Here is a 24,894-nt window from a genome sequence, read left to right as displayed (position 1 = left end):
CTCATAGATAACAGCTCTTCTATGTCGACTCTGTCGATGGTTTTCCCTGTTAATGACTTAAGTGCGCTTAAGCTAGCTGACGAAACCTCATCACTGGTGATGTCTGGTAACGTAATTGTCTCAACACCCTTTAACCTATCGAGAAACTTAGTTCCTTCATTTGTGAGAAGTAACGGTTTTATTTGGGCTCTTTTAGCAGTGTAGTCCAACCAGAACGTCAGATAATCAGGAACAAAACCATTCAAACGAAAGCAGAGTAAAACTTTTTCATCTAATAATGACAGGAGGTTACCACAGTCATACAGCCCAATATCAATCTTTCCATGGTTCTTTAGCTGGTTTAAAAAAATTCTCGACGAGACTCTTTTTGAGTATGTATGTACTTTAGAGTTGTTACTTTATCTTTTAGAGCGTAGCGATAAATCGTATCAATACACTGTTCAATATTCGAACCATCTAGCTCTATGGATAGACATGTTATCCCTAATTGCTTTTCTAATAACAATTCAAAATCTGGGTAAAACGTACCGTTCCAATCGCTCACCTGGCAATGCAAGGGGGTATATGACTTTTGATTAGCCCACAAATGTAGTGGTTGAATGACGGTTGAGGGAATCCAGAAAATCATTGTTTATCCTTTAGTTATCAACCAGAACAAGAAGTTATGCTAGCAAAGCAAGCACTCCTAACTTAATGTACCTTAGGGTTCCATTTTTTATATGGCTATACCTTAGGTCATCTTAACATCTCATTAAGTAAGTGATTATTGTTTCATTAATAACAGCGCCCTCTTTATTCATGCTATTCCTGAACCATTTAGTAAAATGACGTCTAACTAAAACAAAACTCTTTGGGGAGGGTTACAACTCCAATTAAGACCAATTTGATATCACTTTTGGGTAGAAGCTTAAATCTGGACAAATTTGATATCACTTTTGGGTAGAAGCTTAAATCTAGACAAATTTGATATCACTTTTGGGTAGAAGCTTGAATCTGGACAAATTTGATATCACTTTTAGATAGGGAGTCTTGCTCGTATTGTAACTTTGGGGCAAATGACAAACTCTGCATCTTGTTGTTTGGTACCCAGGCCTAGACTTAGAATTCAAACCTTTTCCGGTGCCAAACGCTATGGAGGCTTTATCTATCGTAGTTGGTTAGTCCATGCGTTTGGTATCAATATGCCAACACCTCAAGCTTTGACAATATTACAACACCCTTAGAAGTGGTTATTGAGCACGGGAAAGAGTATCTAGTTCAGTACCTAGATCATAAAAGGCTTGGTGGGTATGAATAGGCTCTACTACGAATACTAGTTTTTACTAGCAAGTTGTTGACCAATTATGTACTCGCTGCAAAGTGAGCCGACAAGCATCAACCTCGAGGTGTTTTAAAAAATATGTTTTGGTTGATAAGCTCTGACTCCGATTTCAGGCTCTAACGCTAATTTGCTAGACTAAGTAAGACTCTACATAAAGGTGGATGAATGAACTACTTTGCGGAGGACCCCTTCTAGGTAATGTAAGCCTGGAGGGCAAATGAAAAAACTAAAGCAACAGTACCGAAGCCATATCAAAGCTAATGGCCGTATTATATGGGATGTGTATCCTTGTGTTCGTAGTGGGACTCATAAGCACTTTTCAACTAAGCAGGAAAAGAGTTACTTTTTCCTTCATGAAGTTGAGTATCGTGAGTACCCAATCAAACTGCGAGCGGCTAGAGGGAAAATACTGGCCAATCCTTGGGATGATTATCCTGCTGCATACGTATATGACGTTGCTAAGTGCTGGAAGCATAATTCGAAAAGACGTCATCAGTACTACAAATAACTATTATTAAGCCTCGCGAATGCGAGGCTTATTTCTATCCGTCGATATAATTATTTGAATTAGTCTGAACGTAATCTGTTAGTTGTAGTCTTCAACTTCACTTCATTTAATGCACAATGTCAGCTAAAAACCGTTCCTGATGCTAGTTGCTTTCTAGTTTCAAGTTAGATGGATTTGGTACATGCTTTGTCCATCGGCTATTGGTTTCCAGTACCAAGTTGCTAACAGTTAAAGCTAGCAGCTCACTTGCTTTGCTTTCATCTAATCCAGTGTAATCTGCCACATTGAAATCAAAGTGGGTAATCTGTACTTCAATTTGTCTCTGGGTATTCCGATAAATTGACCATAGCTCTTGTGGTTTACGTAGTTGTAGCCATGCCGTACAGAATGCCGCTATAGCCGACAAGATAGATGGCAGCACTTTCGCATAAAAAACACCCTCACCTAAACCAACCAGAAGAGGAGCGGATAGCGTACCAAGCATAATAATTCTAAAACACCAAAGTGACTCTTGCTTATTGTGATCTGCTTTCTTCTTAAAGTGTTCCACTTGTTCTGAACTGTATTCTCGAGCTGACATTTTTCACACTACCTGATTAATATCTATTTGAAACAATATAGTTGATCTCGCGTAACTGCTTATTGTTAGGAAATTCTTCGATTAATACTTCTAATAAGTCGATTAAACCTCCGCTTAAAGCCCCTTTTTCTGCTTCGTTTGCAGCATGAAACCACTTATCTAACTCTGTTCCATGGCTTTTTAGTCTACTGGGTCTGCCGCCAGCTTTCTGCCAAATTGAGTCAAGCCTATCATAAGCAAGATCTGCGCTGACTTCTGAAAACTTCCTAATGATCTCACTTTGGTGAGGCTGAGTTGAAGTATCGGTATAAAGTGAATACCAAAGCCTATTAGTAGAATTTAAAAGTTCGGAACAAGTTTCTATTGTTGACTTAAAATTTGGGGTTTCTGCCAGCCATCCATAACTACTTTGGTATAAGCCATTCGCAACGTTTTTCCAGCGCTTTTCTAATATTATATTCCCAAGCATATGGGCATGAGCACTAGAAGTTCTAGAGTGAACTTTCTTAACCCAACGTAAAACATCTTCTTCCCGGTGAGAAATCGATTGTGATAAGTACGAGAGAATAAAAGCAGGTTCGATATAATTCCCAGTCATGTGGGCTTTAAGCTCATTGATAAGATAAGGTTCGGCGTCACTTAAGTGCTGTAAAGCCTGAGGGGTAGTCACAACTTTTTTAGTCATATCTTTTGCTAGAATATTACTTCTTGTTGCGTCGAGCTGAGACCAAACCTTAACTCTATCTGTACTTGATAATAGATACTCCGAAATTTCCTTAGATATTCGCTCAAAAATCCCAGGTAAAATATTAGTTTGAAGACAACCACAGAGCTTTGCTAGAAAAGTCTCTGTTTCTATGTTTGGAGGGTAAAAAACCCCACCTATGTCTAACTGTTTTTGCCACATTTGAAACGCATTCTCTTCTGCAATGTCAATGTAGTTGAGAAGAGTTGGCTCTTTTAGGGATCGTTCAGCTAATAAATCAACGAATGGAGAAAAAGCACTATCCCTGAGTAGATTAATTGCATGCCTGTGGGACAAACTTTGAGCTATGAATGGTAAACCTTCTATCCAATTAGGCATGGAATTGCGTTGTTTATTGTAAACCTGCTCTTCATCATATAGGTTAAAAACAGTCCAAGCATGTAGCTTTGCCCACTTCTGAGAAATAGAAAACTGCTCTAGCGCCATGAAGTTATCTACTGTCATGTCACTCGCTTTCGCGCATTCAAACAACATTTGCTCAAGATCTTGTGGTACAGAAGATAGCCGTAAGAAAGTTCTTTGAAAGTTGACTATTGAAAGCCAGAACAATATATGTTCACTGGTTTCGGGTTGATTAACTAGTGTGCCGATCCCATTGACTACTGACTGTGACCACCACTGCGTTGATTTATCAGGCAACGCTCTTTCAAAGTACTTGTTAAGGTCTTCGTGACTAAGAGTTACTAAGTTGTTCTTTATCCAATTTGATAGTTCTACTTCCGGCATAGCTCCTTTAGGAACAGCATCACTTGATAAATTGCACATAGTCAAAATATCAGAAGCGTCGCCTTTACTAACCATTAGCATCTTAATTGAACTCAAAAGCTCATTTTTTATATCTTTAGCTTTATCTGGTGATGGAGAGCAAGCGATCAAAGTTCGAAGCGCTACGATAGCATTAGTCAAAGTGGAATTTTCTCTGAACTGATCAATGTTGTCAGCGGCTCTTCCTAACTTATTCAATACTTTCAAATCGCCCGTTAACTCGCAACAGTTAAACAGTAGTTGACAAAATAACGAATCATTTTCGGCTCGATTAATCAGGTAGTTAGTTGCTCGAGAGGTTTCAATGGTTGTTGTACTATTAATTAAGGATACGTTAGGCAGATACCATTGATTCAATACTGATGCGGGAACATAGTAAAATGTAGGCAACTTAGCACGTACTAATGATTGAGGCGGTGTGAATGCGCTTCTAACAGAAAATTCTTTTCGTGCTTCTCCCCACAATTTCTCCCATAGGTGAGCGATTAAGAAGGGTAAGGTTTCGTCCGCTTCTATAACTAGGATGTTATCGCTACAAATCAGTTTGTTTGCGACATTTTGCAACAAGCTGGAATAAGGCTGCTTATACTCTTTATGGTTAACTAATTGATAAATAAATTCTTCAAGACAGTGTACTTGAGATATCTTGTCCAACTCCCAAAGTAAAACCGTACTTTTTACCATACCACTGCGCGGCGCATCCAAGTCAGGCTCAATACTCCATAACGCCCACCAGTTACCAACAGGTCCACAGTTGATTGCTGGCCACCATTTTTCTTTAGGGGTAACGTATCCTCCAGGTTTGTCAGTCAAGCCAAGTAACTCAGGAGGAAGGGGAGAATCTCCCTCCCAGAATAGCAAATCATGACTATTGTTACTGCAACCATAAATAGCTTTTAGTGGTTTCGTCATCATATATTATCTAGTATCCAAGAGAGTGGAGCTGTTAAGTCAGAATCCTTGTTACTCTGCTCAGGAGCAATTACCCAGCCCTGATATTCTGGGCCCTCATCGATGAAGTCATCATCATTGCTATTGGGTTGAAGGGTCTTACCTAAGGAAGACACCCCCCATATAGATGTCATCTTTTCCGGCCAAGTTGCTTGGATAAACGAATAGAATAACGGTAATTTACTTTTCAATGCTTCTGAAGGCACTTGACCTTCTTCGATTACTTCATCAAAACAAGATAATACTATGGCTAACGGAGGCTTATTTTCCTTAGAGCTTAGATTTAAGCCAGCCACGTGACACAACATCTGAAGAAGTTCTATCCAATATACGTTAGCATCCCAAATTTCAGGTCTTGTAGTTTCACCTGGTGTGTTAGTTGGTATAGAAGTTAGCTTTGACAAAGCGTCAGGGTAAGTTTTCTCTCCACTAAGGCGAATAAATACTAACCACCCATCTGTACTTTGTAACCTTCTACGCCAATCTGAAGAGATCTCTCGCTGCTTAAAAACCTGAGATAATTGCTCGCCACCGTAATCAGGCCAGTACAGATCAATTGTTGCCTGGTTGCTATCAATTAACGGGAATAGTATTTCGGAGTACTGATCGGCGTGAGTGTGCTCAGCTGCATTGCCGTCTTCCAACTGGGTTAGTACATCTTCTAAAGCACTTAAATTAACTGACGCACCATCACCAGTCCTGATTTTTAACTTACCTGGACGTCGTTTTAGTCGCCCAAAGAGTTGCCCTGCATAGTGTGTCTTACCACTATTAGGGCCACCAAGAAGCAGTATTTCAGAATTTTTCATGGTGCCCCCTAAAAGCGAGAAATGAAGTGTTCCCTACAATAGGTTCCGTGATAGGTTCGCAAAACCTAGGTATCCAAGCCTCATTTAAGATTGATTCTAACGCTATTGTGAAAGAGGCAGGATCTTCCACTGTTACTTCAAACTCTTTGGCATGGGGAATATTGCTTTCTAAAGCTCTTTGAATTGCTTTTTTATTCCCTCTGTAGGTTGTTTGTCACTTTTTGCCCAAACAAGCACTGTTGGCCTAGAACCGACAGATTCACCTAAGCGTTCGATAATTGTCCGCAGCTCTCTCCTTGCCACACTGCGTTCTTCTCCAGCAAGCTTTTCACAATCAGCAAATATTAAGAAGGCATCACTCTGCGAGGCTGTCCATTTTGCTCCTGCGGCATCGATAGCGTCGACATCAATAGACCACCTTGTAAACCACTCACCAGGAGCGTCCGTAAGAAAGATGTTCTTAATCTTATCATTGGAGTCTTGTAAGATGAGATGAAGAATGCCTGGCGTTCGATCCACCCCACGTGGAGTATGAGGTGGAAATGATGGCAATTGCTTCTCATTGTTAATTCGAGCCCATGATGCTATTGATTCCCATGCACCAAGAGTTTGAGAGCCACAAAACTCAAAATTGTTGTACTTTTCACCTGACAGTAATTGCAAATAATTCGCAGCTAGAAAAGTCGTTTTTCCTGTATTTTGGGCACCAAGCAATCCAATAAAAATTGATGGGCCTTGTTGATACAGACGCGATAAATCTGAGCTCCCTAGAGCTGAAGATGACCAAGGTACTCGAAAGGAAATATTGTTTTCATTTCTTTCTAGGTCACTGCTCTCAGTTGCCTTATTGTGGCTCCATGAAGGACAATCTTCATGATTGAGCTCCCCCATACAACAAGTATCGCCATCATGTACAAAGCAATTTGGATTTGAACACCGACTCATACCTACACCTCCGCAACTAGTCGGTATGCCTGTTCCTGTCTAAAAATTGCTCTTGATAGTTCGGGGAGGCTACAACACCAGTCCTGAGGAATAAAAGATTTCTCTATCAATGAATTCAAATCGCAATTCTCATCAACTAAAGCTCGAACAACCATCCCCCCAATATTTGAGCTTTTCTCATCGGATCTAGAAGTAAGTGTTTTTAACCAACAAGGATCTAGCCGCGAACGTTTGCTTCGAATTTCAGTCAAAATTTCATAAAAACTGTAGTTACGGTCATGACTGCATTCAGGTAATTTGCCTACCGCCTCAGCTAATGTGTATACAACACTAGCTGGTGACGGTAGTTGTATTTCTTCGAGCAAATCATACGGCATTAAAACCGCTGCGATTTCAGGAGGGTGAGATCGATAGCTCTCTTTTTGAGATGTTGAATAGAGAGCTTCAGCCCACCATAAAACATTTAGCCTCGTTTGCTCCTGCCTTTGAAAATTTAAAAATGCTTTTTGCTGCCTTTGAAGGGCTAGCCTTTGCTCATTCAGGGCTTTTTCAACGGACTTCTTCAGCGAGTTGAGATTCTCAATTGCCTTATTATTAGCAATTGATTGTTCTTCAACAAGTGCGATTTCTGAAGTTATAATTTCAGACATTCTTTCAGCAAAGTCGCCGGCCCAATGGGGCGGGTTCTGATGAGCGGCGTATCTATTGGGATTGATACCCGGAACATTTTGGCCTTCTTTATTGATATAAGTTTGACCAGCAGCTCCACCTATACGCTCGCGAAGATCATTTTCATCAACATCTTTTTTATTAACGACTGGAGTTGGTAGCTCATCTAGCTTAATTGTTTTCTCTTTGCTAAATGACAAACCTGGCGCACTAACGATTGAATTCTGCTCAGCAGTACGCCCTAATGATTGCAAAAAGGTTCGCAGTACTTTTTCTTCTTTTCCACATCGTAATAAAGGGAATATGTCACAAGCGGTGAGCCACATTATTGCAGCATTGTTATCTTCTTCAGATACTTGAGAGCAAGCTTCAAGAATAATTGATCTATATAGATTAACTGGTTCATCAGCATATGCGGTTAAGAATGCCTTCCACTCATTCTGAAGAAGCTCTTTTGCTTTGTTTATGGGCAACTCATCTAGTGAAACATTAGGGTTTAAGCCACATAGAATTGCCGGAATAAGTTGGTCACGCTCTTCACGATAATATTCAGCCAGCTTTTGAGCTGCTTGCTCGATTTTAGCAAAGCGTTCATCATTACCGTCGATGCTCTCAATAAGCCCTAAACCTAAAAATGAATCCAAAATTGTATCCATAGTAGCTCCTTAGTACAGTTTTTCGTTGACGGATAAATGAGTTAAAAAGCTTTTAATTAAATCGCTTTCAGGATAGTCATGAGCAACAGTATTCAACAGGTCAGTTGGTTTCACCGCTGCACCGTTGACTGATTTTTGCCAAATATTCAACCACATATCTTTTGGTCTTGAGTTGCTCGCAATATCACTGTTTCGCCCGCCAGCTCTCTTCCAAAGAGCCCTAGCATCTGAAATATCAGGGTACTCTTCTGCTAAAAAAACAATTAGGTCATCAGTTGAAACATTCATCAACTCGACTTCCTGGTGGTGAGTAAACATATCTGTATTGTCTCGAAGAAACTTCAACATGCACTGAGCGGATGCTTGAGAAGCAAAGTGCCTGTACTGATCATCCTTAAATGTGTCACCAAAATCAGAAACTGCTTTTACTACAATTACAGGAATTCGATTTATATTACCTAAAGCACCTAATGCACTTGCTTCCATATCAACACCAAGAACTTTACGCATAGAATGAGAAAGCCTTGAAAACAAGCCTGAATCCTCAACAACAGCAGCCCCAGTTGCTATAGGAGCGACATGAATTCTAAATGGCTCAGGCTCAGGTAACCCTTTCGGGTGCCATAGATTCAACTCAGTGGCTTTCTCGATCCCACTGTCAGTTAAAGTAAGTTCCTTAGTCACTAATTTTTTCTTTAATAATCGGGCTAACACAGACTGCCAATCTGCGCATTTGGTATCAAATTCGTCATGTTCAAATGGTTTAATTTGATTTGCTAAACACTGTAATACCCAGTTCTCTTGGTTTTCGAGTGGGTACTTAGGCCTAGATATCGGCCAAGCGGATAAATCTACAGAGAGGTTTTGCATTCTTTGAACAATTTCTGTGTCAGGGCGGTATTGAAGCATATCACCTTGAAATACCTCGATATCACCTTCTTTAATGAGCTTACCTGCATCATAAGACCAAAGTCTTTCAGCAAAAATAACATCGCCAAGGGAGGTTTTTCCTCTTCGGCCTGCACATATACCCGTCATTGCAATGCATTTAAAGTCGGCCTCGGAAAGCATGCTATGAACTAGAGCACTTGCTTCTTCTCGCCCCATATATGAAGACCAAGTAACTCGAATAGATATTATTGCATTGTCTTTACCTGCAAAACGAGCATCAGCAACTAATCTCCCGCTTGATAAAGTTCTCTCTATCCAACCAGTACTATCGATACCGTCCTTGATTTGTAAGACTTGCTCAAATTCATCCTTTAATGCGCATACAATAAGGACATCTATTTTTTCTTTTTCCGTCATGGTTATCCGCTTCTAGATTTAGTCACTGAAGAATAGCAATATTCTAGATATCATATGGTGATAGGTGCATTGTTTTTCAACGGATGCTATCCAGAAAACTCATCTTTATTCATGACATTACGAGCATACAGATGAGCTATCTTCGAGTTTAGTTATAGCGGGTAGCTAGATATCTTCATAGTGCTATACCTGAACTATGTCATGACTTTCCGGGTGGATCGGATAAACCTAATATGAGTTAACTTTCCAAAGGGTTCGTTGAAGACGTTAAGTATATGAAAGCGAACAAACTCGCAGTGGCGTTACTTGAAAAACGTAAGTTGACGGCAACTTAGTGCTGCTTAAAGGGTGAGACTTCAGCCTTAGCGAAGTAAAAAGAAATGTGTCGAATCCTTATCTCTTGCATGCTTATTCATCCAAGGCAATGTCTAGTGAGATAGATAAACTAATGCAGTGAATGGTATTTAGTCTGCTTGGTCTAAATGATTTATGTCCAAAAACGTTTCACAGAACCAAACTTTGGAACAAGTGTATATGTGATCACCAAGCGATCCCATCGTAATGACTATCAACTTATAGCAACGCCTTAGTTTTATGACAAGTTTGCGCTTTGAAAAGTGTCAAAATCAGCCCGATTTACAAAAAATTATGACAACTGCTATAATTGAGGTTCAAAAAGAGAAATTATTAACCTAACTCACTGTTAAAGATAGAGTTTGTCAATAATCGTCAAATTTTTTGTCTCATGAAATTTCCAAGGGTAACGCATCATGGGCAAGGTTTACGATGGCCTGCACCGCATTAGCTTTCTAATTGACGAAGAAGGTCAGATTGAGCACGTCTTCAACAAGTTCAAGACTAAGACTCACCACGAAGTGGTTCTAGATTACTTCAATCAAGAAGCTTAAAGGCGATTTGAGTGAGTTAATGCCTTAGATTCATCACTCTCTAAGCCAAGAGCAACACTCATTAAGCTAAGCGAAAAAAGGCCGAACATCATGAATGTTCGGCCTTTTTCTATAACAAGTTCAATTACTTTTGATGTTCAGGGTCATCGTCTAATGCGTGACTCGGTAAGGCATTCCAAACCGCCTTAACTAGCGTTGCCAACGGGATAGCAAAGAACACCCCCCAGAATCCCCACAGTCCACCAAACACTAACACAGCAACAATAATGGCCACAGGGTGCAGGTTCACCGCTTCAGAGAAAAGAACCGGAACGAGCACGTTGCCATCTAGCGCTTGAATAATACCGTAAGCGAGAAGCAACCAGTAAAACTGAGGTTCTAATCCCCACTGGAACAGACCAACAATCGCCACCGGAACAGTCACAGCTGCCGCACCGATATAAGGAATCAATACCGAGAAGCCAACCGCTACAGCCAACAATACTGAATAACGCAGATCCAGAATCGCGAAAGTTACATAGCTGACACCACCAACGATTAAAATCTCTAAGACCTTACCGCGAATGTAATTCGATATTTGCTGGTTCATCTCAACCCATACTTTGGTCGCCAAACGACGGTTTCGAGGAAGAACACCACTCGCCATGCTAATCATCTCTTCTTTATCTTTTAGTAAGAAGAAGATCAGCAGCGGTACTAGAATCAAGTAAACTGCAAGCGTAGCCAAGCTAACGAGAGAAGCTAAAGAGCCCTTCACCACACTTTCACCAAAGCCTAGAGCTTTATTTTTCGCGTTAGACACAATAGATTCAACAATTTGTAAGTTTGCTAGCTCAGGATAGCGTTCAGGTATCGTCGCAATGAACTTCTGTAAGCCGCCATACATGCTTGGAATATCATTGATTAGGTTGCCTACTTGCTCCCAAATGGTTGGCACCAAACCAAATATCGCCAATAGCATCACGCTAAAGAACATTAAGATCACCAACATCACCGACGGCGTTCTTGGAACACCCAATCGTTGAAGTTGAGTCACAGGCCACTCAAGCAAGTAAGCCAACACAATCGCAACCAATAATGGTGCGATCAAGTGACCAAAGAAATAGATGGTAATAAAGCCGAATAGAATGATGGCAACCAAACTGACAGCGTGTGGATCAGAGAAACGTCGTTTATACCAACGACTGACCATTTCAAGCATCTGACTGCGATTCCTTTTTAGTGACGAGGAGATGATGGTAATTAGAACAAACCTCTGTCATGACAACATAAGCTTGCTTAGACAAAAAAGTAACAATATCTTTCATCGAACTGTTATCTGATACATAAATTGACAAAGATTGCCCTACTTCTAACTTTACACTGTGACGCTTGGCTAATAATAACGCCATTGGGCAGCGCTCTTGGCGTAAATCTAGAATATTAGGTGTCATTCTTGGGCTCGATGCTTATTATAAGGGGCGTATTGTAATCTGTTTTTAAAAACGTGCCATCATTGATTCATCTTCCTTCAGGATAGCGCACGCACTTAACAAAGGTTAAATTAGATAAAGAACCAATTTGCATTGCCCTTGTCCTACTGTCAGAAGAAACGGAGTATTACTGACTAATATGTTTAAACGCGCTCGTTCAATTGCTTGCTTATGCATCGCAGCCACATTAAGCACCCCAACGTTGGCGAACACCAATAGCTTGGATTTACCGGACATCGGCACCGCTGCTGGCGGCACGCTCACTATCGATCAAGAACTTATCTATGGTGATGCCTACATGCGTATCATCAGAAGCAGCCAACCTATCGTAAACGACCCTGTTCTAAATCAGTATATTGATACGCTTGGCCACCGCCTTGTCGCAAACGCGAATGATGTAAAGACACCTTTTCAGTTCTTTATGATCCGTGACCGCAACATTAACGCCTTTGCTTTCTTTGGTGGTTATGTTGCTTTGCACTCAGGTCTATTCCTGCATGCACAGTCTGAAAGTGAGCTGGCTTCTGTATTAGCGCACGAAATCGCGCACGTTACTCAGCGTCACTTGGCACGTAGTATGGAAGATCAAGCTCGCCGCTCTCCTGTAACCATCGCAGCACTTGCTGCTTCTGTATTACTGGCAATTGCTGCACCAGAAGCGGGGATCGCAGCCCTAACTGCGACTACTGCGGGCAACATGCAAAGCCAAATCAACTACACGCGTAGCAATGAAACAGAAGCTGACCGTTTTGGTATCAACACGCTTGCAAAAGCAGGATTCGATGTGAATGCTATGCCACGTTTCTTTGGCCGTTTGGCTGATGAATACCGCTATGCAAGCACACCACCACCAATGTTATTGACTCACCCATTACCAGAAGACCGAATCACAGATTCACGCGCACGTGCTCGCAGCTATCCGCCTCTGAAGCTGGCTCCATCACTGGATTACCATCTAGCAAGAGCCCGTATTGTCGCGCGCTATGCTGGCATTAATAATGATGCAGCTCTTGACTGGTTTGAGCGTAAGTTGAAGAAAGCCCCTAAAGCTATGGTTCCGTCATTAGAATATGGCCAAGCACTGGTTTACCTAGATTCTAAAAAATTAGACAAAGCAGAACCAATTCTGAACAAGCTGATTAACAGCGACCCAACCAACCTGTTTTATCTAGACGCTATTTCGGACCTACACATCGAGAAGAAGCAGCCTGAGATTGCGATTAAAGAACTTAAATCGGCACTGGTTCGTCAGCCAAACAACCCGGTTCTGACCATTAACTACGCCAATGCCCTGATTGAAAATGAAGATCTACAAGAAGCCGTTCGCGTATTGCAACGTTACACGCACGATAATCCGAACGACACCAATGGCTGGCACCTACTTTCAAAAGTAAATACGAGCCTTGGTAATAGTGACGAAGAACTAGCTGCTCGTGCAGAAATTTTGGCACTACAAGCCAACTGGAACAAAGCGATTCAGTACTACACGCAAGCAAGTCAAATCGCTGAGCTTGGTAGCCTAAAACAAGCACGCTACGACGCACGAATTGATCAACTCATGATTCAGAGAGAACGCTTCTTGTCGCTACAATAATATGTTACTGGTAACGCTCGTTGCCAGTATAAAAAGAAAGCTCAACGTTACGAAAAAAGAAGTCACCTCTGGTGGCTTTAGCTAACAATTAAATCAAAAAATAATAATGAGGAAGAACCATGTCTGTCGTGATTTATCATAATCCACGCTGCTCAAAGAGCCGTCAAACTCTAGAAGTGCTTCAGGAAAACGGCGTACAGCCAGAGGTAATCAAATACCTAGAAAATCCTTTGACGGTTGAACAGCTGAAAGTACTGTTCACTCAGCTTGGATTTGAGAGTGTTCGCGACATGATGCGCACCAAAGAAGCGGATTACAAAGAAGCAAACCTTGGTGATGCTTCGGTTACTGATGAAGATCTATTTTCAGCAATGGCGACAAACCCAAAACTGTTTGAACGCCCTGTGGTTGTTGCAAACAACAAAGCAAAAATTGGTCGCCCACCAGAGCAAGTGCTAGAGATTCTGTAATCCAATATGAGCATTAACATTCTTGTTCTTTATTACAGTCGCCACGGCAACACACAAGCTTTAGCAAGACAGATTGCACGAGGGGTGGAGTCCATCCCTGAGTGTGAAGCTATGCTGAGAACAGTGAACGACGTGTACACGGTAGAAGAGCAGCCCGATTCGCGTCATCAACCAACAGATCCTATCGCCTCGTTACAAGAACTTCGATCTTGTGATGGTTTGGCGCTAGGCAGCCCAGTTTGGTTTGGCAATATGGCCGGGCCGATGAAGCACTTTTGGGATAGCACGACATCACTGTGGATCAATGGCGATCTTATCGATAAGCCAGCTTGTGTATTTACTTCTTCTTCATCACTGCATGGTGGTCAAGAAACGACACAACAAAGCATGATGTTACCCCTGCTGCATCACGGCATGTTAATCGTGGGCATCCCCTACTCAGAACCTGCGCTGCACACCACTCAAACTGGTGGTACGCCTTATGGTGCAAGCAGTACTGGAGAGAGCGCTTCACTTAGCAAAGAAGAGGTTGAGTTGGCGCAAAATCTAGGCAAACGCCTTGCACGTATCGCACTAAACCAGAAGGGAATTTCTCAATGATGTATATGCCAGAGAAGGCTATGTCTCCCAAAACCAAGTTATTTCGCTACCTTGCTTTAGCGGGTAACTTGTCGCTTTTATTCTGGGTGGTGGCTTGGCAGATGACACTTTCGCCGCACCCTCACCTGAGTAATGTAACGCTTGCGATTGCTTGGGCTATACCACTGTTACTGCCATTACCGGGGATTTTAGCAGGTAAGCCTTATACGCATGCTTGGGCTAATTTCGTCTTAATGCTCTACTTCCTACACGCATTAACTATCTTGTATGTAGACGGTGGTGAGCGCTTACTAGCTGCGGTTGAACTGCTTCTGACTACTCTAGGGTTCGCGGGCAATATCTTATTTACTCGCTTTCGTGCCAAAGAATTAGGCATCAAACTTAAGCGCCTTTCTGAAGTAGAAAAGAAAGAGAAAGCTAAGTTCGAGCGATAATATTGATTTGATGCTTTCAAACTGACCGCTTACAAACAAAAAGCCCTGCGAGAAACCTCTTGCAGGGCTTTTTCATACTTTCATTTCAATCACTTATGCCAGCTGATAATTATTAACGAACCCACTCGTAGACTAAGCTTGGCTTAGCATGTACTGGCGCAGTAATGGTTAGATCTTCTGTGTTAGATTCCTCTAACGTTGCGTCAGACGTGTTGGTTAGCTCAGCATCCACAGATACCTCGTTGCCCTTACTCACTTGTACGCCTGAGTCAGCTTCGTCACCAGCTACTTCAGCAGCACCTGTTAAATCATCACCAACAGACATGGTGTTGTCTTGAGTTTCAAATTCAGGGCTCACTTCAGGTTCAATGTAAGATTCTTCAACCTTCGCAACTTGGCGAATGCTTTCCACTTCTTGCTCAAACTCTTGTTGAGTCGACAATAAGTGAATTCGGAAAGTCACTTCATTGTTCTGAATCTTCAGAATATCTAGGCTTGCAACCGAGTTTAGACGCTTAAGTGCGTTCTCCAACTGGAAGAAGTCTTGAGCATTATTCAGGCTAATAAACTGCGTTAAAATCGATTCTGATGACTCACTTGCTACCGTCACAGCACTTTTGTCTGCATAGTAGTTGCTGATTTGATCAACTAACTTCTTGGAAGTTGTTGCGCTGTTGCCCGATACCGAACCACTCACTGGCGATTTTGGTGTGCTCGTCAATTGACTTGGCTTTTGATCGTATAGAGTCCAACGTAGACCTGAAGATTGAGCCTTTATCACCAACACAGCATCAACAGGGTAACGCTGACTTGCTTTACTGATTGGCGTAACAAAGCTGCCCCACAAATCAGAAGTCGCAATACCTGTAATATCGTCAAAATCACCAACAGGCAGCGTCAAAGGCAAACCTCGCTCCTTTGCGTTCGCTTGTAAGCCAGCGGCCAACTGTGAGTTAGAGTGTTCCCACACGATGTTCTTATCGTAGTTGTCCTCTTCCACCAGCCAAACAAGGATGTTTGAGCGCGTGTCAGGCCAGTACGGTAACTGCGCTTGAGTCAACAGAGAGCGGATTTGAGCACCGTTAAAACGCATGCGCAATGTTGATTGATCGTTGCTTTCGCCAAAACTCATTTGAGACATGTACTGCGCACTCTTGCGCATCGCCTTTTGAATTGTCTCATTCGAAGCGACATCAGTTTGGCCAGTCGCACGTATCAATACCTGCTCCATACCTGTATTTCTTGCCACTTGTTCTGGCTGTTTGTCTTCAGCGTTAATCGCAACTTCAGCACTAAAGATATCTACTTGAGTTAAGGCGTAACTCGGAGAGGCTAATAGTCCCATCAACAACAATGCTATATAGCGCATACTGATCCTAATATTCAAATCTTGTGCCTAGATGATAAGCAACTATGGATTGAGGGGCAAGGTCGATAACACCCACTCTGTTTAATAACCACAAAATATCACCTGGCCATGATAAATCGCTCACTTATAGGCTGAATTTCCGAGCCTTGATAAATATAAAACATCACTAAGATAAATAAATTTGATCTATTTGGTGCGGCAATCGATTGCTAAGTGATAGAATCCTGCGAATTTTATTTTTCACTTTTCATATAACGACCATTTTTAAGGACATAACATGAAGAATGCTCTGCAAGGTGCACAAATGCTGTTCGTAGCTTTTGGTGCGCTTGTACTCGTGCCGCTACTGACTGGACTCGATCCTAACGTTGCACTCTTTGGCGCAGGTATCGGTACCCTTTTATTCCAACTTATTACACGCCGTTCAGTGCCAATCTTCTTAGCGTCTTCTTTCGCATTCATCGCGCCTATCATGTTTGGTATTCAAACTTGGGGTGTAGGTGCAACCATGGGCGGTCTTATGGCGGCGGGTGTTGTGTATGTATTAATGGGTGCGTTGATTAAAGTACGTGGCGTAGCCTTCATCCACAAGTTACTTCCACCTGTGGTCGTTGGCCCTGTAATCATGGTTATCGGTCTAGGCCTTGCGCCTGTGGCGGTAAACATGGCGCTAGGTAAAACAGGTGATGGCGCAGTTCAACTTGTTGATGCAGACGCAGCACTGTGGATCTCTTCGATTTCACTGTTAGTGACAATTGTCATCAGTGTGTTCTCTAAAGGCTTCCTTAAGCTACTACCAATCTTCGGTGGTATTGTTGCGGGATACATAACAAGCCTGGTTTATGGCGCAGTCGACTTCGCACCTGTTGCACAAGCGTCGTGGTTGGCACTGCCAAACTTCACTATGCCTGAATTCAACATCAACGCTATCTTCTTCATGGTGTTTGTCGCGATTGCACCAGCCGTTGAGCACGTAGGTGACATGCTTGCGATTTCCAACGTGACGGGTAAAGACTACCTTAAGAAGCCAGGCCTGCACCGTACAATCACAGGCGACGGCGTGGCAACGATTGCTGCATCGATGCTGGGCGCTCCACCAAACACAACCTATAGTGAAGTAACAGGCGCGGTAATGCTGACTAAAGCATTCAACCCGGTGATCATGACTTGGGCTGCGGTAACAGCCATTGTTCTTGCATTGGTTGGCAAGCTAGGCGCACTACTCCAAACAATTCCGGTTCCTGTGATGGGCGGCATCATGATTCTACTATTTGGTTCTATCGCAACCGTAGGCTTGAATACTCTAATTCAGAACAAAGTCGATCTACACAAATCACGTAACCTTGTGATTGTGGGCATTACGTTAGTCTTCGGTATTGGCGGCATGGCATTTGGCATCGGCGACTTTAGCCTACAAGGCGTAAGCTTATGCGGTATCGTCGCGATTCTACTTAACTTAGTACTTCCAGATGAGCTAGGTGACAACACTGTGGTAGATAAAGCTCAAATCGATTAATGAATAGGTAACCGTAGATTCAAAAGAATCACAAACCAACAAGATCAAAAAAGGGAGAGCATTGAATGCTCTCCCTTTTTATTAATACGGCTAATTCAGCGAGTTAAGAAACGGTTTAGAGTCACTTAAGCTGAAACCGAATTACTTAGTACCGAAGATCTTATCACCAGCATCGCCAAGACCAGGAACAATGTAGCCCTTGTCATTTAGCTTCTCATCGATTGCAGCAGTGTAAAGCTCAACGTCTGGGTGCGCTTTTTCTAGAGCAGCGATACCTTCAGGAGCAGCAACAAGCACAAGAATCTTAAAGTGCTTACAACCTTTCTCTTTCATCAGGTCGATAGTCGCGATCATAGAACCACCTGTCGCAAGCATTGGATCTACGACTAGAGCAATACGCTCGTCGATGTTAGATGCAAGCTTGTTGAAGTATGGTACTGGCTCAAGCGTTTCTTCGTCACGGTAGATACCAACAACACTGATACGTGCACTTGGGATGTGCTCAAGAACGCCGTCCATCATGCCTAGACCAGCACGTAGGATTGGCACTACAGTTACTTTTTTACCTTTAATTTGGTCAACTTCAACTGGACCGTTCCAACCGTTAATCGTTACGCGCTCAGTTTCAAAGTCTGATGTCGCTTCGTATGTTAGAAGGCTACCCACTTCTGTCGCTAGCTCACGAAAACGCTTAGTGCTAATCTCACCTTCACGCATCAGGCCAATTTTATGTTTTACTAGCGGGTGTTTCACTTCAACAACTTTCATTTCCAACTCCGGCAATATTTAAACAAACCTGTAGATTATACACGAACTTTGTGGTTATTTCAGAATCTTTATTCTAATAAAAAAAACCGCGCAAACGTTTGCTCTTGGTAATCAAGCCCTGTTAGAATAGCGCCGTTTTCACATCCAACTTAAGTTCGAGGACTATCCCGTGAGTGGTAATACTTCTTCTCTAAGCTACAAAGACGCTGGTGTTGATATCGACGCAGGTAATGCACTAGTAGACCGTATTAAAGGTGCTGTTAAACGCACTCGTCGCCCTGAAGTAATGGGCGGTATTGGTGGCTTTGGCGCCCTATGTGAACTTCCAACGAAATACAAAGAGCCAGTACTTGTTTCAGGTACTGATGGTGTTGGTACTAAACTTCGCCTTGCTTTGGATCTGAAAAAACACGACACCATTGGTATAGATCTAGTGGCAATGTGTGTGAACGACCTAATCGTTCAAGGTGGTGAGCCGCTATTCTTCCTAGACTACTACGCAACAGGTAAGCTAGATGTAGATACAGCAGCAGACGTTGTTTCTGGTATCGCTGAAGGTTGTGTTCAAGCTGGTTGTGCACTAATCGGCGGTGAAACGGCTGAAATGCCAGGCATGTACGAAGGCGACGACTACGACGTAGCTGGCTTCTGTGTTGGTGTTGTAGAGAAAGCTGACATCATCGACGGTACTAAAGTAGCAGCAGGTGACGCACTTATCGCTGTTGGCTCAAGTGGTCCACACTCAAACGGTTACTCTTTAATTCGTAAAGTTCTAGAAGTTTCTGGTGCTGATAAGAGTGAAGAGCTAGAAGGTCGCACTATCGGTGAGCACCTACTAGAACCCACTAAGATTTACATCAAATCGGCACTTAAGATGATTGCAGAGCATGACATTCATGCTATCTCGCACATCACAGGTGGTGGTTTCTGGGAAAACATCCCACGCGTACTTCCTGAAGGTACTAAAGCAGTCATTGATGGCAAGAGCTGGGAATGGCCTGCTATCTTCAACTGGCTACAAGAGAAAGGTAACGTGGAGACATTTGAAATGTACCGCACTTTCAACTGTGGTGTAGGCCTAGTTGTTGCTCTACCTAAAGATCAAGCAGACGCTGCTGTTGAACTACTGAAAACTGAAGGCGAAAACGCTTGGGTTATCGGTGAGATCGCAAACGCTGAAGCTGGCGAAGAGCAAGTTGAAATCAAATAAGTGATACGCGCACTTACTTAGTTAATCAATGAGGACCTAATGGTCCTCATTTTGCTATTTAGCCCGCAGAAAACCTTAGTTTATGTGGGTACATTGTAAACAGTCCCGTTAATCAATCGTATGACCCACTCTATGAAAAACAATCACTCAAATAAAACCAGTCACTCTAAGAAAAACATCGTTGTGTTAGTTTCAGGAAGCGGAAGTAATTTACAGGCAATTTTGGATGCCTGTGATAGCAATATGATTGATGCTTCAGTTAAGGCTGTCTTCTCGAACAAAGCAGAGGCTTTTGGATTAGAACGAGCGAAAGCCGCAGGTGTTGACGCACATTCAGTGAATCCAAAAGACTTTGGTTCACGTGAAAAGTTTGACCATGAATTGATGATTCAGATCGATGCCTACCAACCCGATTTAATCGTACTAGCAGGATACATGCGTATCCTAAGTTCAGAGTTTGTTCGTCACTATGCGGGTAAAATGGTCAACATCCACCCTTCCCTGTTACCTAAATATCCAGGTCTACACACCCACCAGCGTGCTATTGATGCGCAAGACAAAGAACACGGTACTAGCGTCCACTTTGTTACCGAAGAACTTGATGGTGGCCCTGTGATCTTACAGGCTAAGGTTCCAGTATTTGAAGATGATGATGCTAATATGCTGGCAAGCCGAGTGCTTACTCAAGAACACTGCATTTACCCTATGGTCTGCAAATGGTTCGCGGAAGATCGTTTATCAATGCTAAATGGGCAGGCTGTGTTAGACGGTAAGGCATTGGGCAAACACGGTTACGCAGAAGAGTAATTCGTCAGAAACTAAATCAAAAAAGGCCGCTTACTGATTCATTAGTTCAGTAAGCGGCCTTTCTTTTATGCGTTTCAAAATAATACTATTCGGAATACTTAGCTCAATGGCTCAGTTGGCGCTTGGCTTGCAACTTTTTTAGGTGCGTAAGCAATATCTTCCAACGCTTTATGGTTATTACCGATCAGCTCACCAAAATGAAACAGGGCGTATTCGCCTGGCTTCATTCTAAACCACTCTTCATTGCATGTTAGAGGCTGCGTTGCGACGACCGTAACCACATCATTTGGCGTAGTCTCTTCTTGGAAGTTTATCTCAACATCTTCGTCAATCAGGCTCGCATTACCAAAAGGCGCACGTCTTGTTATCCAGTATAAGTGATTCGTACAGTAGGTCATGACGTACTCACCATCACTGAGTAGCATGTTAAAGACACCTTTCTCACGCAGCTGGTCACAACACTCTGCAACAAAGCGAAACATGCCTTCCATGTCCTGTGGTGGTTCAGGAAAACGATCTTCTAATTGTTTCACTAACCAACAGAAAGAAAGTTCACTGTCCGTCTCACCGACAGGCCTGAAACGACCACTAACCAGATCATCGTAATCCGTTAATTGGCCATTATGAGCGAAGGTCCAGTATCGTCCCCAAAGCTCACGAGTAAATGGGTGAGTGTTTTCTAGATTAACGCCACCACGATTGGCTTGACGGATATGACTGACAACAGCTTGGCTTTTAATTGGGTAGTTTTGAACTAACTCAGCAATCTTTGATTCACAGCTAGGGTTAGGATCTTTGAACGTTCGAAAGCCCTTCCCCTCATAAAAGGTGATTCCCCACCCATCACGATGCGGTCCGGTATTACCTCCACGCTGCATCAGGCCGGTGAAACTAAAACAAATATCAGTTGGCACATTCGCGCTCATACCGAGCAATTCACACATGGTTTAATCTACTCCCTATTAAAACCAATAGAGCCACAAACCTAGGCTCTAAATATCTGTAAAATTATTATTCCATCTCTTTTTCGACAAGCTGAATCACAATATGAATGATCTTAATGTGAATCTCTTGGATACGGTCTGCGTAACCAAAATGTGGCACTCGGATTTCGATATCAGCACAACCAGCCATTTTACCGCCATCTTTACCCGTCAATGCAATCGTCTTCATGCCTTTAGCTTGAGCGGCTTCAATCGCTTTTAAAATATTGGCCGAGTTACCTGAAGTCGACAGACCGAACAACACATCACCTTTACGACCTACCGCTTCTACATAACGCGAAAATACGTGGTCGTAGCCAAAATCATTACTCACGCAAGACAGGTGGCTTGGGTCTGAAATCGCAATGCCAGCGTAACCTGGGCGGTTTTCACGGTATCGGCCAGTAAGCTCTTCCGCGAAGTGCATTGCATCACAGTGTGAACCACCGTTGCCACAAGAAAGCACTTTGCCCTCTTGCTTGAATGAATCAGCAATCAGTTTTGCCGCCGCTTCAATTTGAGCGATGTTATGGTCATCACTCAGGAACTTATTCAGAACGTCAGCAGCTTCGTTCAATTCACTTTTGATTAGGTCTTGGTACATAAGGCTTATCTCTTATATTTTTTTACGCAACTTAAAGTACGTGAAATGAGAGCTGAGGGTTTTCCCCTCTTTATATCTGAGTTTACCCACAAACATGAAATAGTGTCGACACTTAAGCCCAAAGATTGCCACCTTAATTAGGGTCTCACTGTAAATCCGTCCAAATATTCGCCACCAACCTCTCACAATTAGAACTTTAGCTCTATTGAGATCACTTTTTATTCACTTTGGAGTTTTACAAATATTTAATATTCTGTTTACACTTAACTGGTTAGACCTCTTACCTAAAACTTAATAACAATAAGTGATCTCTGAAAAGGAAATCGATCATGAACATATTGCTCTCCCTACTCGGCATGACAGCCATCTTAGGCGTCTGTCTTTACCATAGAGTTAGTCTGGTACGTGCGTTAGTTGTATTAACCGGCGCAATGGTAGCATTAACAATGTTTGGTGGCGTGGCAGTCACTGGCTGGCTTTGTTACTTGTTAGCCGTTGCGATCTTTGCTGTACCGACCATTCGTCAGACCCTAATCAGCCAAAAAGCGCTCTCTTTATTTAAGAAAGTTCTTCCGGCGATGTCTCAGACAGAAAAAGAAGCACTAGAAGCTGGCACTGTATGGTGGGAAGCAGAGCTGTTCAAAGGCAAACCTGAATGGAAGAAGCTTCAGAACATTGCTGACCCGAAACTCTCTGAAGCCGAGCAAGCGTTTTTAGATGGTCCAGTGAATACCGTGTGTGAAATGGTCAACGATTACCAAGTGACACATGAGCTTGCTGATTTGCCACCAGAAGTATGGCAATACCTGAAAGACCATAAATTCTTCGCCATGATCATCAAGAAAAAATACGGCGGTTTAGAATTCTCGGCTTACGCTCAATCTTTGGTTCTTCAGAAGCTAACCGGCGTTTCTAGCGTATTGTCATCAACGGTTGGCGTACCTAACTCATTAGGCCCTGGTGAGCTATTACAACACTACGGTACTGAAGAACAAAGAAACCACTACCTGCCGCGCCTAGCGGAAGGTAAAGAGATCCCTTGTTTTGCCCTAACCAATCCAGAAGCCGGTTCAGATGCAGGTTCAATCCCAGATTACGGTGTTGTATGCAAAGGTGAATGGCAAGGCGAAGAAGTATTGGGCATGCGCCTAACTTGGAACAAGCGTTACATCACCCTAGCACCTGTCGCGACGGTATTAGGCTTGGCTTTTAAACTGCGTGACCCTGATGGTCTGCTTGGTGATCAAAAAGATCTAGGCATCACTTGTGCGCTTATCCCAACAGATTTAAAAGGCGTAGAAATTGGCAACCGCCACTTCCCGCTAAACGTACCTTTCCAGAACGGTCCAACGCAAGGCGACGATATCTTCGTGCCTATCGACTTCATCATTGGTGGCCAGAAAATGGCAGGCCAAGGCTGGCGCATGCTGGTTGAGTGTCTGTCGGTTGGTCGTGGTATCACACTGCCTTCAAACTCAACAGGTGGTATTAAATCAGCAGCGCTTGCAACAGGTGCTTACGCTCGTATCCGTCGTCAGTTCAAACAACCGATTGGTCGCATGGAAGGGGTTGAAGAGCCACTTGCACGCCTTGCAGGTAACGCTTATGTAATGGACGCTGCGAGTAACCTAACCGTTGCAGGTATCGACCTTGGCGAAAAGCCTTCAGTTATCTCTGCAATCGTTAAGTACCACTGTACTCACCGTGGCCAACGCAGCATCATTGATGCGATGGATATCGTCGGCGGTAAAGGCATTTGTTTGGGCCCCTCGAACTTCCTAGCTCGTGGTTACCAAGGTTCGCCTATCGCGATTACGGTTGAAGGCGCAAACATCCTAACTCGTTCAATGATCATCTATGGTCAAGGGGCGATTCGTTGCCACCCTTATGTTCTTAATGAAATGGAAGCGGCTTATTCTGGAAGTAGTGATGCGCTTGATAAGTTCGATTCAGCGTTAGCAGGACACGTTAGCTTTACTATGAGTAATCTAGTCCGCAGCTTGTGGTTTGGTTTAACCGATGGTCGTGGTTCAGATGCGCCAACACCTTCAAATAAAACAGATAAACAGACACAACGTTACTACCAACAGCTAAACCGCTACAGTGCAAACCTAGCGCTACTGTCTGATATCTCAATGGCAGTTCTAGGTGGCTCACTTAAGCGTAGAGAACGTTTATCAGCAAGACTGGGGGATATCCTGAGTCAACTTTACCTCGGATCAGCAACGCTGAAACGCTTTGAAAGCGAAGGCAGCCACGCTGAAGATCTGCCGTTAGTACATTGGGGTATGCAAGATAGCTTACGTCAGACTGAAGTGGCGATTGATGAGTTCTTAGCGAACTTCCCTAACCCTGTGATTGGTCGTCTACTTCGTGTTGTGCTAATGCCATTTGGCCGTATCCGTCGTGCACCAAACGACAAACTGGATAGCAAAGTCGCGCACATTCTACAAACACCAAGTGAAACACGCTCTCGTATCGGTCGCGGCCAATACCTGGAAGCAACGGAATACAACCCAGTAGGTAAGATTGAAAAAGCGCTAGAAGTGATTCTTCAAGCTGAACCTCTGTTCGACAAAGTCTGCAAAGAGACACATCAAAAACGTGCCTTCTTACGACTTGATCTTGTTGCTCAATTAGGACTTGAAAAAGGTATCTTAACGCAAGAAGAAGCGAACCTTCTGATTAGCGCAGAGGAACATAGACTGTACACGATTAACGTGGATGACTTCTCACCAGAGGAGCTTGCAGCAAAGTCTCAGTACCCAGAACAATCGATTGATAACGTCGCCTAGGCTCTGAACTAGAACAAAAACGGGACTCCTATGAGTCCCGTTTTTTTTATTCTCAGCACTATTATGTGCACGAATGTTTTTAATCT

The 24,894-nt window shown here is 43.0% G+C and carries 23 protein-coding genes and 1 pseudogene; 11 read left to right on the top strand and 13 right to left on the bottom strand.

Annotated elements, in window-relative coordinates; all coding sequences use genetic code 11:
- The first annotated feature begins 21 nt into the window (after window positions 1–21).
- On the top strand, window positions 22–204 hold the full coding sequence (locus tag AB8613_RS12735) for a hypothetical protein (RefSeq protein WP_372383906.1): 183 nt from the start codon (window positions 22–24) through the stop codon (window positions 202–204).
- 136 nt (window positions 205–340) lie between these two features.
- Here the strand turns inward: AB8613_RS12735 and AB8613_RS12730 are convergent, their stop codons facing one another.
- A complete protein-coding gene (locus AB8613_RS12730; RefSeq protein ID WP_372383905.1) occupies window positions 341–628 on the bottom strand; it encodes a hypothetical protein in 288 nt (95 codons plus the stop codon).
- 910 nt (window positions 629–1,538) lie between these two features.
- Between AB8613_RS12730 and AB8613_RS12725 the strand changes: the two genes are divergently transcribed.
- Window positions 1,539–1,829: a hypothetical protein gene (locus tag AB8613_RS12725; protein WP_372383904.1), complete on the top strand. Its 291-nt coding sequence runs from the start codon at window positions 1,539–1,541 to the stop codon at window positions 1,827–1,829.
- A gap of 142 nt (window positions 1,830–1,971) precedes the next feature.
- Here AB8613_RS12725 and AB8613_RS12720 read toward each other — a convergent pair whose 3' ends face one another.
- The 6 genes from AB8613_RS12720 to AB8613_RS12695 form a co-directional block, all read right to left on the bottom strand.
- On the bottom strand, window positions 1,972–2,409 hold the full coding sequence (locus tag AB8613_RS12720) for a DUF4231 domain-containing protein (RefSeq protein ID WP_372383903.1): 438 nt from the start codon (window positions 2,407–2,409) through the stop codon (window positions 1,972–1,974).
- 16 nt (window positions 2,410–2,425) lie between these two features.
- Window positions 2,426–4,855: an effector-associated domain EAD1-containing protein gene (locus AB8613_RS12715; RefSeq protein ID WP_372383902.1), complete on the bottom strand. Its 2,430-nt coding sequence runs from the start codon at window positions 4,853–4,855 to the stop codon at window positions 2,426–2,428.
- Window positions 4,852–5,700 carry a hypothetical protein gene (locus AB8613_RS12710; protein ID WP_372383901.1) on the bottom strand — a complete coding sequence of 283 codons (849 nt, stop codon included), beginning with the start codon at window positions 5,698–5,700 and terminating at the stop codon, window positions 4,852–4,854. The genes AB8613_RS12715 and AB8613_RS12710 overlap by 4 nt, the downstream gene beginning before the upstream one ends.
- Window positions 5,701–5,868: 168 nt before the next feature.
- Complete coding sequence (locus AB8613_RS12705) at window positions 5,869–6,591, bottom strand: hypothetical protein (protein WP_372383900.1); 723 nt, start codon at window positions 6,589–6,591, stop codon at window positions 5,869–5,871.
- A 56-nt stretch (window positions 6,592–6,647) separates the two neighbouring features.
- A complete protein-coding gene (locus AB8613_RS12700) occupies window positions 6,648–7,970 on the bottom strand; it encodes a GTPase-associated system all-helical protein GASH (RefSeq protein WP_372383899.1) in 1,323 nt (440 codons plus the stop codon).
- A 9-nt stretch (window positions 7,971–7,979) separates the two neighbouring features.
- Window positions 7,980–9,278: a hypothetical protein gene (locus tag AB8613_RS12695; RefSeq protein WP_372383898.1), complete on the bottom strand. Its 1,299-nt coding sequence runs from the start codon at window positions 9,276–9,278 to the stop codon at window positions 7,980–7,982.
- Window positions 9,279–10,042: 764 nt separating this feature from the next.
- On the opposite strand from AB8613_RS12695, the pseudogene AB8613_RS12690 reads away from it, so the two are divergent.
- Window positions 10,043–10,186 (top strand): annotated as a pseudogene (locus tag AB8613_RS12690) (thioredoxin-dependent thiol peroxidase); the annotation flags it as partial.
- Between the two features lie 124 nt (window positions 10,187–10,310).
- Here the strand turns inward: AB8613_RS12690 and AB8613_RS12685 are convergent.
- Window positions 10,311–11,387: an AI-2E family transporter gene (locus AB8613_RS12685; RefSeq protein ID WP_146492117.1), complete on the bottom strand. Its 1,077-nt coding sequence runs from the start codon at window positions 11,385–11,387 to the stop codon at window positions 10,311–10,313.
- A complete protein-coding gene (locus AB8613_RS12680) occupies window positions 11,380–11,619 on the bottom strand; it encodes a sulfurtransferase TusA family protein (RefSeq protein WP_004738640.1) in 240 nt (79 codons plus the stop codon). Before AB8613_RS12680 ends, AB8613_RS12685 begins: the two co-directional genes overlap by 8 nt.
- A 178-nt stretch (window positions 11,620–11,797) precedes the next feature.
- Here AB8613_RS12680 and AB8613_RS12675 point away from each other — a divergent pair, with 178 nt between their 5' ends.
- From AB8613_RS12675 to AB8613_RS12660, 4 genes are all read left to right on the top strand, one after another.
- Window positions 11,798–13,252 carry a M48 family metalloprotease gene (locus tag AB8613_RS12675; protein WP_372383897.1) on the top strand — a complete coding sequence of 485 codons (1,455 nt, stop codon included), beginning with the start codon at window positions 11,798–11,800 and terminating at the stop codon, window positions 13,250–13,252.
- Between the two features lie 119 nt (window positions 13,253–13,371).
- Window positions 13,372–13,722 carry an arsenate reductase (glutaredoxin) gene (arsC, locus tag AB8613_RS12670; RefSeq protein ID WP_061018581.1) on the top strand — a complete coding sequence of 117 codons (351 nt, stop codon included), beginning with the start codon at window positions 13,372–13,374 and terminating at the stop codon, window positions 13,720–13,722.
- Between the two features lie 6 nt (window positions 13,723–13,728).
- On the top strand, window positions 13,729–14,322 hold the full coding sequence (gene wrbA / locus AB8613_RS12665) for an NAD(P)H:quinone oxidoreductase (protein ID WP_146492115.1): 594 nt from the start codon (window positions 13,729–13,731) through the stop codon (window positions 14,320–14,322).
- Window positions 14,319–14,756, top strand: a complete 438-nt coding sequence (locus tag AB8613_RS12660) for a DUF2069 domain-containing protein (protein WP_146492114.1) — start codon at window positions 14,319–14,321, stop codon at window positions 14,754–14,756. The genes wrbA and AB8613_RS12660 overlap by 4 nt, the downstream gene beginning before the upstream one ends.
- 112 nt (window positions 14,757–14,868) lie before the next feature.
- Here the strand turns inward: AB8613_RS12660 and AB8613_RS12655 are convergent, their stop codons facing one another.
- Entirely contained in the window at window positions 14,869–16,125 is a 1,257-nt protein-coding gene (locus AB8613_RS12655; protein ID WP_372383896.1) for a DUF2066 domain-containing protein, read from the bottom strand.
- A 277-nt stretch (window positions 16,126–16,402) separates the two neighbouring features.
- Between AB8613_RS12655 and AB8613_RS12650 the strand changes: the two genes are divergently transcribed.
- Window positions 16,403–17,641: a uracil-xanthine permease family protein gene (locus tag AB8613_RS12650; protein WP_146492112.1), complete on the top strand. Its 1,239-nt coding sequence runs from the start codon at window positions 16,403–16,405 to the stop codon at window positions 17,639–17,641.
- 141 nt (window positions 17,642–17,782) lie between these two features.
- On the opposite strand, the gene upp is transcribed toward AB8613_RS12650, so the two are convergent.
- Window positions 17,783–18,409: a uracil phosphoribosyltransferase gene (gene upp / locus AB8613_RS12645; protein ID WP_017060716.1), complete on the bottom strand. Its 627-nt coding sequence runs from the start codon at window positions 18,407–18,409 to the stop codon at window positions 17,783–17,785.
- Window positions 18,410–18,578: 169 nt separating this feature from the next.
- Here upp and purM point away from each other — a divergent pair, with 169 nt between their 5' ends.
- Window positions 18,579–19,619 carry a phosphoribosylformylglycinamidine cyclo-ligase gene (purM, locus tag AB8613_RS12640; RefSeq protein ID WP_102464690.1) on the top strand — a complete coding sequence of 347 codons (1,041 nt, stop codon included), beginning with the start codon at window positions 18,579–18,581 and terminating at the stop codon, window positions 19,617–19,619.
- Between the two features lie 132 nt (window positions 19,620–19,751).
- Window positions 19,752–20,426: a phosphoribosylglycinamide formyltransferase gene (purN, locus tag AB8613_RS12635; RefSeq protein WP_372383895.1), complete on the top strand. Its 675-nt coding sequence runs from the start codon at window positions 19,752–19,754 to the stop codon at window positions 20,424–20,426.
- Window positions 20,427–20,524: 98 nt separating this feature from the next.
- On the opposite strand, the gene AB8613_RS12630 is transcribed toward purN, so the two are convergent.
- Both AB8613_RS12630 and lpcA read right to left on the bottom strand, forming a co-directional pair.
- Window positions 20,525–21,370, bottom strand: a complete 846-nt coding sequence (locus tag AB8613_RS12630) for a class II glutamine amidotransferase (RefSeq protein WP_372383894.1) — start codon at window positions 21,368–21,370, stop codon at window positions 20,525–20,527.
- A gap of 67 nt (window positions 21,371–21,437) precedes the next feature.
- Window positions 21,438–22,013 (bottom strand): D-sedoheptulose 7-phosphate isomerase, encoded by a 576-nt coding sequence (gene lpcA, locus AB8613_RS12625; RefSeq protein ID WP_017063379.1) that lies wholly within the window; start codon window positions 22,011–22,013, stop codon window positions 21,438–21,440.
- A gap of 329 nt (window positions 22,014–22,342) precedes the next feature.
- Between lpcA and fadE the strand changes: the two genes are divergently transcribed.
- The gene (fadE, locus tag AB8613_RS12620) at window positions 22,343–24,808 is read left to right on the top strand and encodes an acyl-CoA dehydrogenase FadE (RefSeq protein ID WP_372383893.1); all 2,466 of its coding nucleotides are present in this window, start codon (window positions 22,343–22,345) and stop codon (window positions 24,806–24,808) included.
- The last annotated feature ends 86 nt before the right edge of the window (window positions 24,809–24,894 follow it).

The sequence above is a fragment of the Vibrio sp. BS-M-Sm-2 genome (genome assembly GCF_041504345.1).
Lineage (GTDB): Bacteria > Pseudomonadota > Gammaproteobacteria > Enterobacterales > Vibrionaceae > Vibrio > Vibrio satsumensis.
The sequence above is the reverse complement of the archived record's forward strand: the minus strand, read 5'-3'. Positions and strand labels throughout refer to the sequence as shown.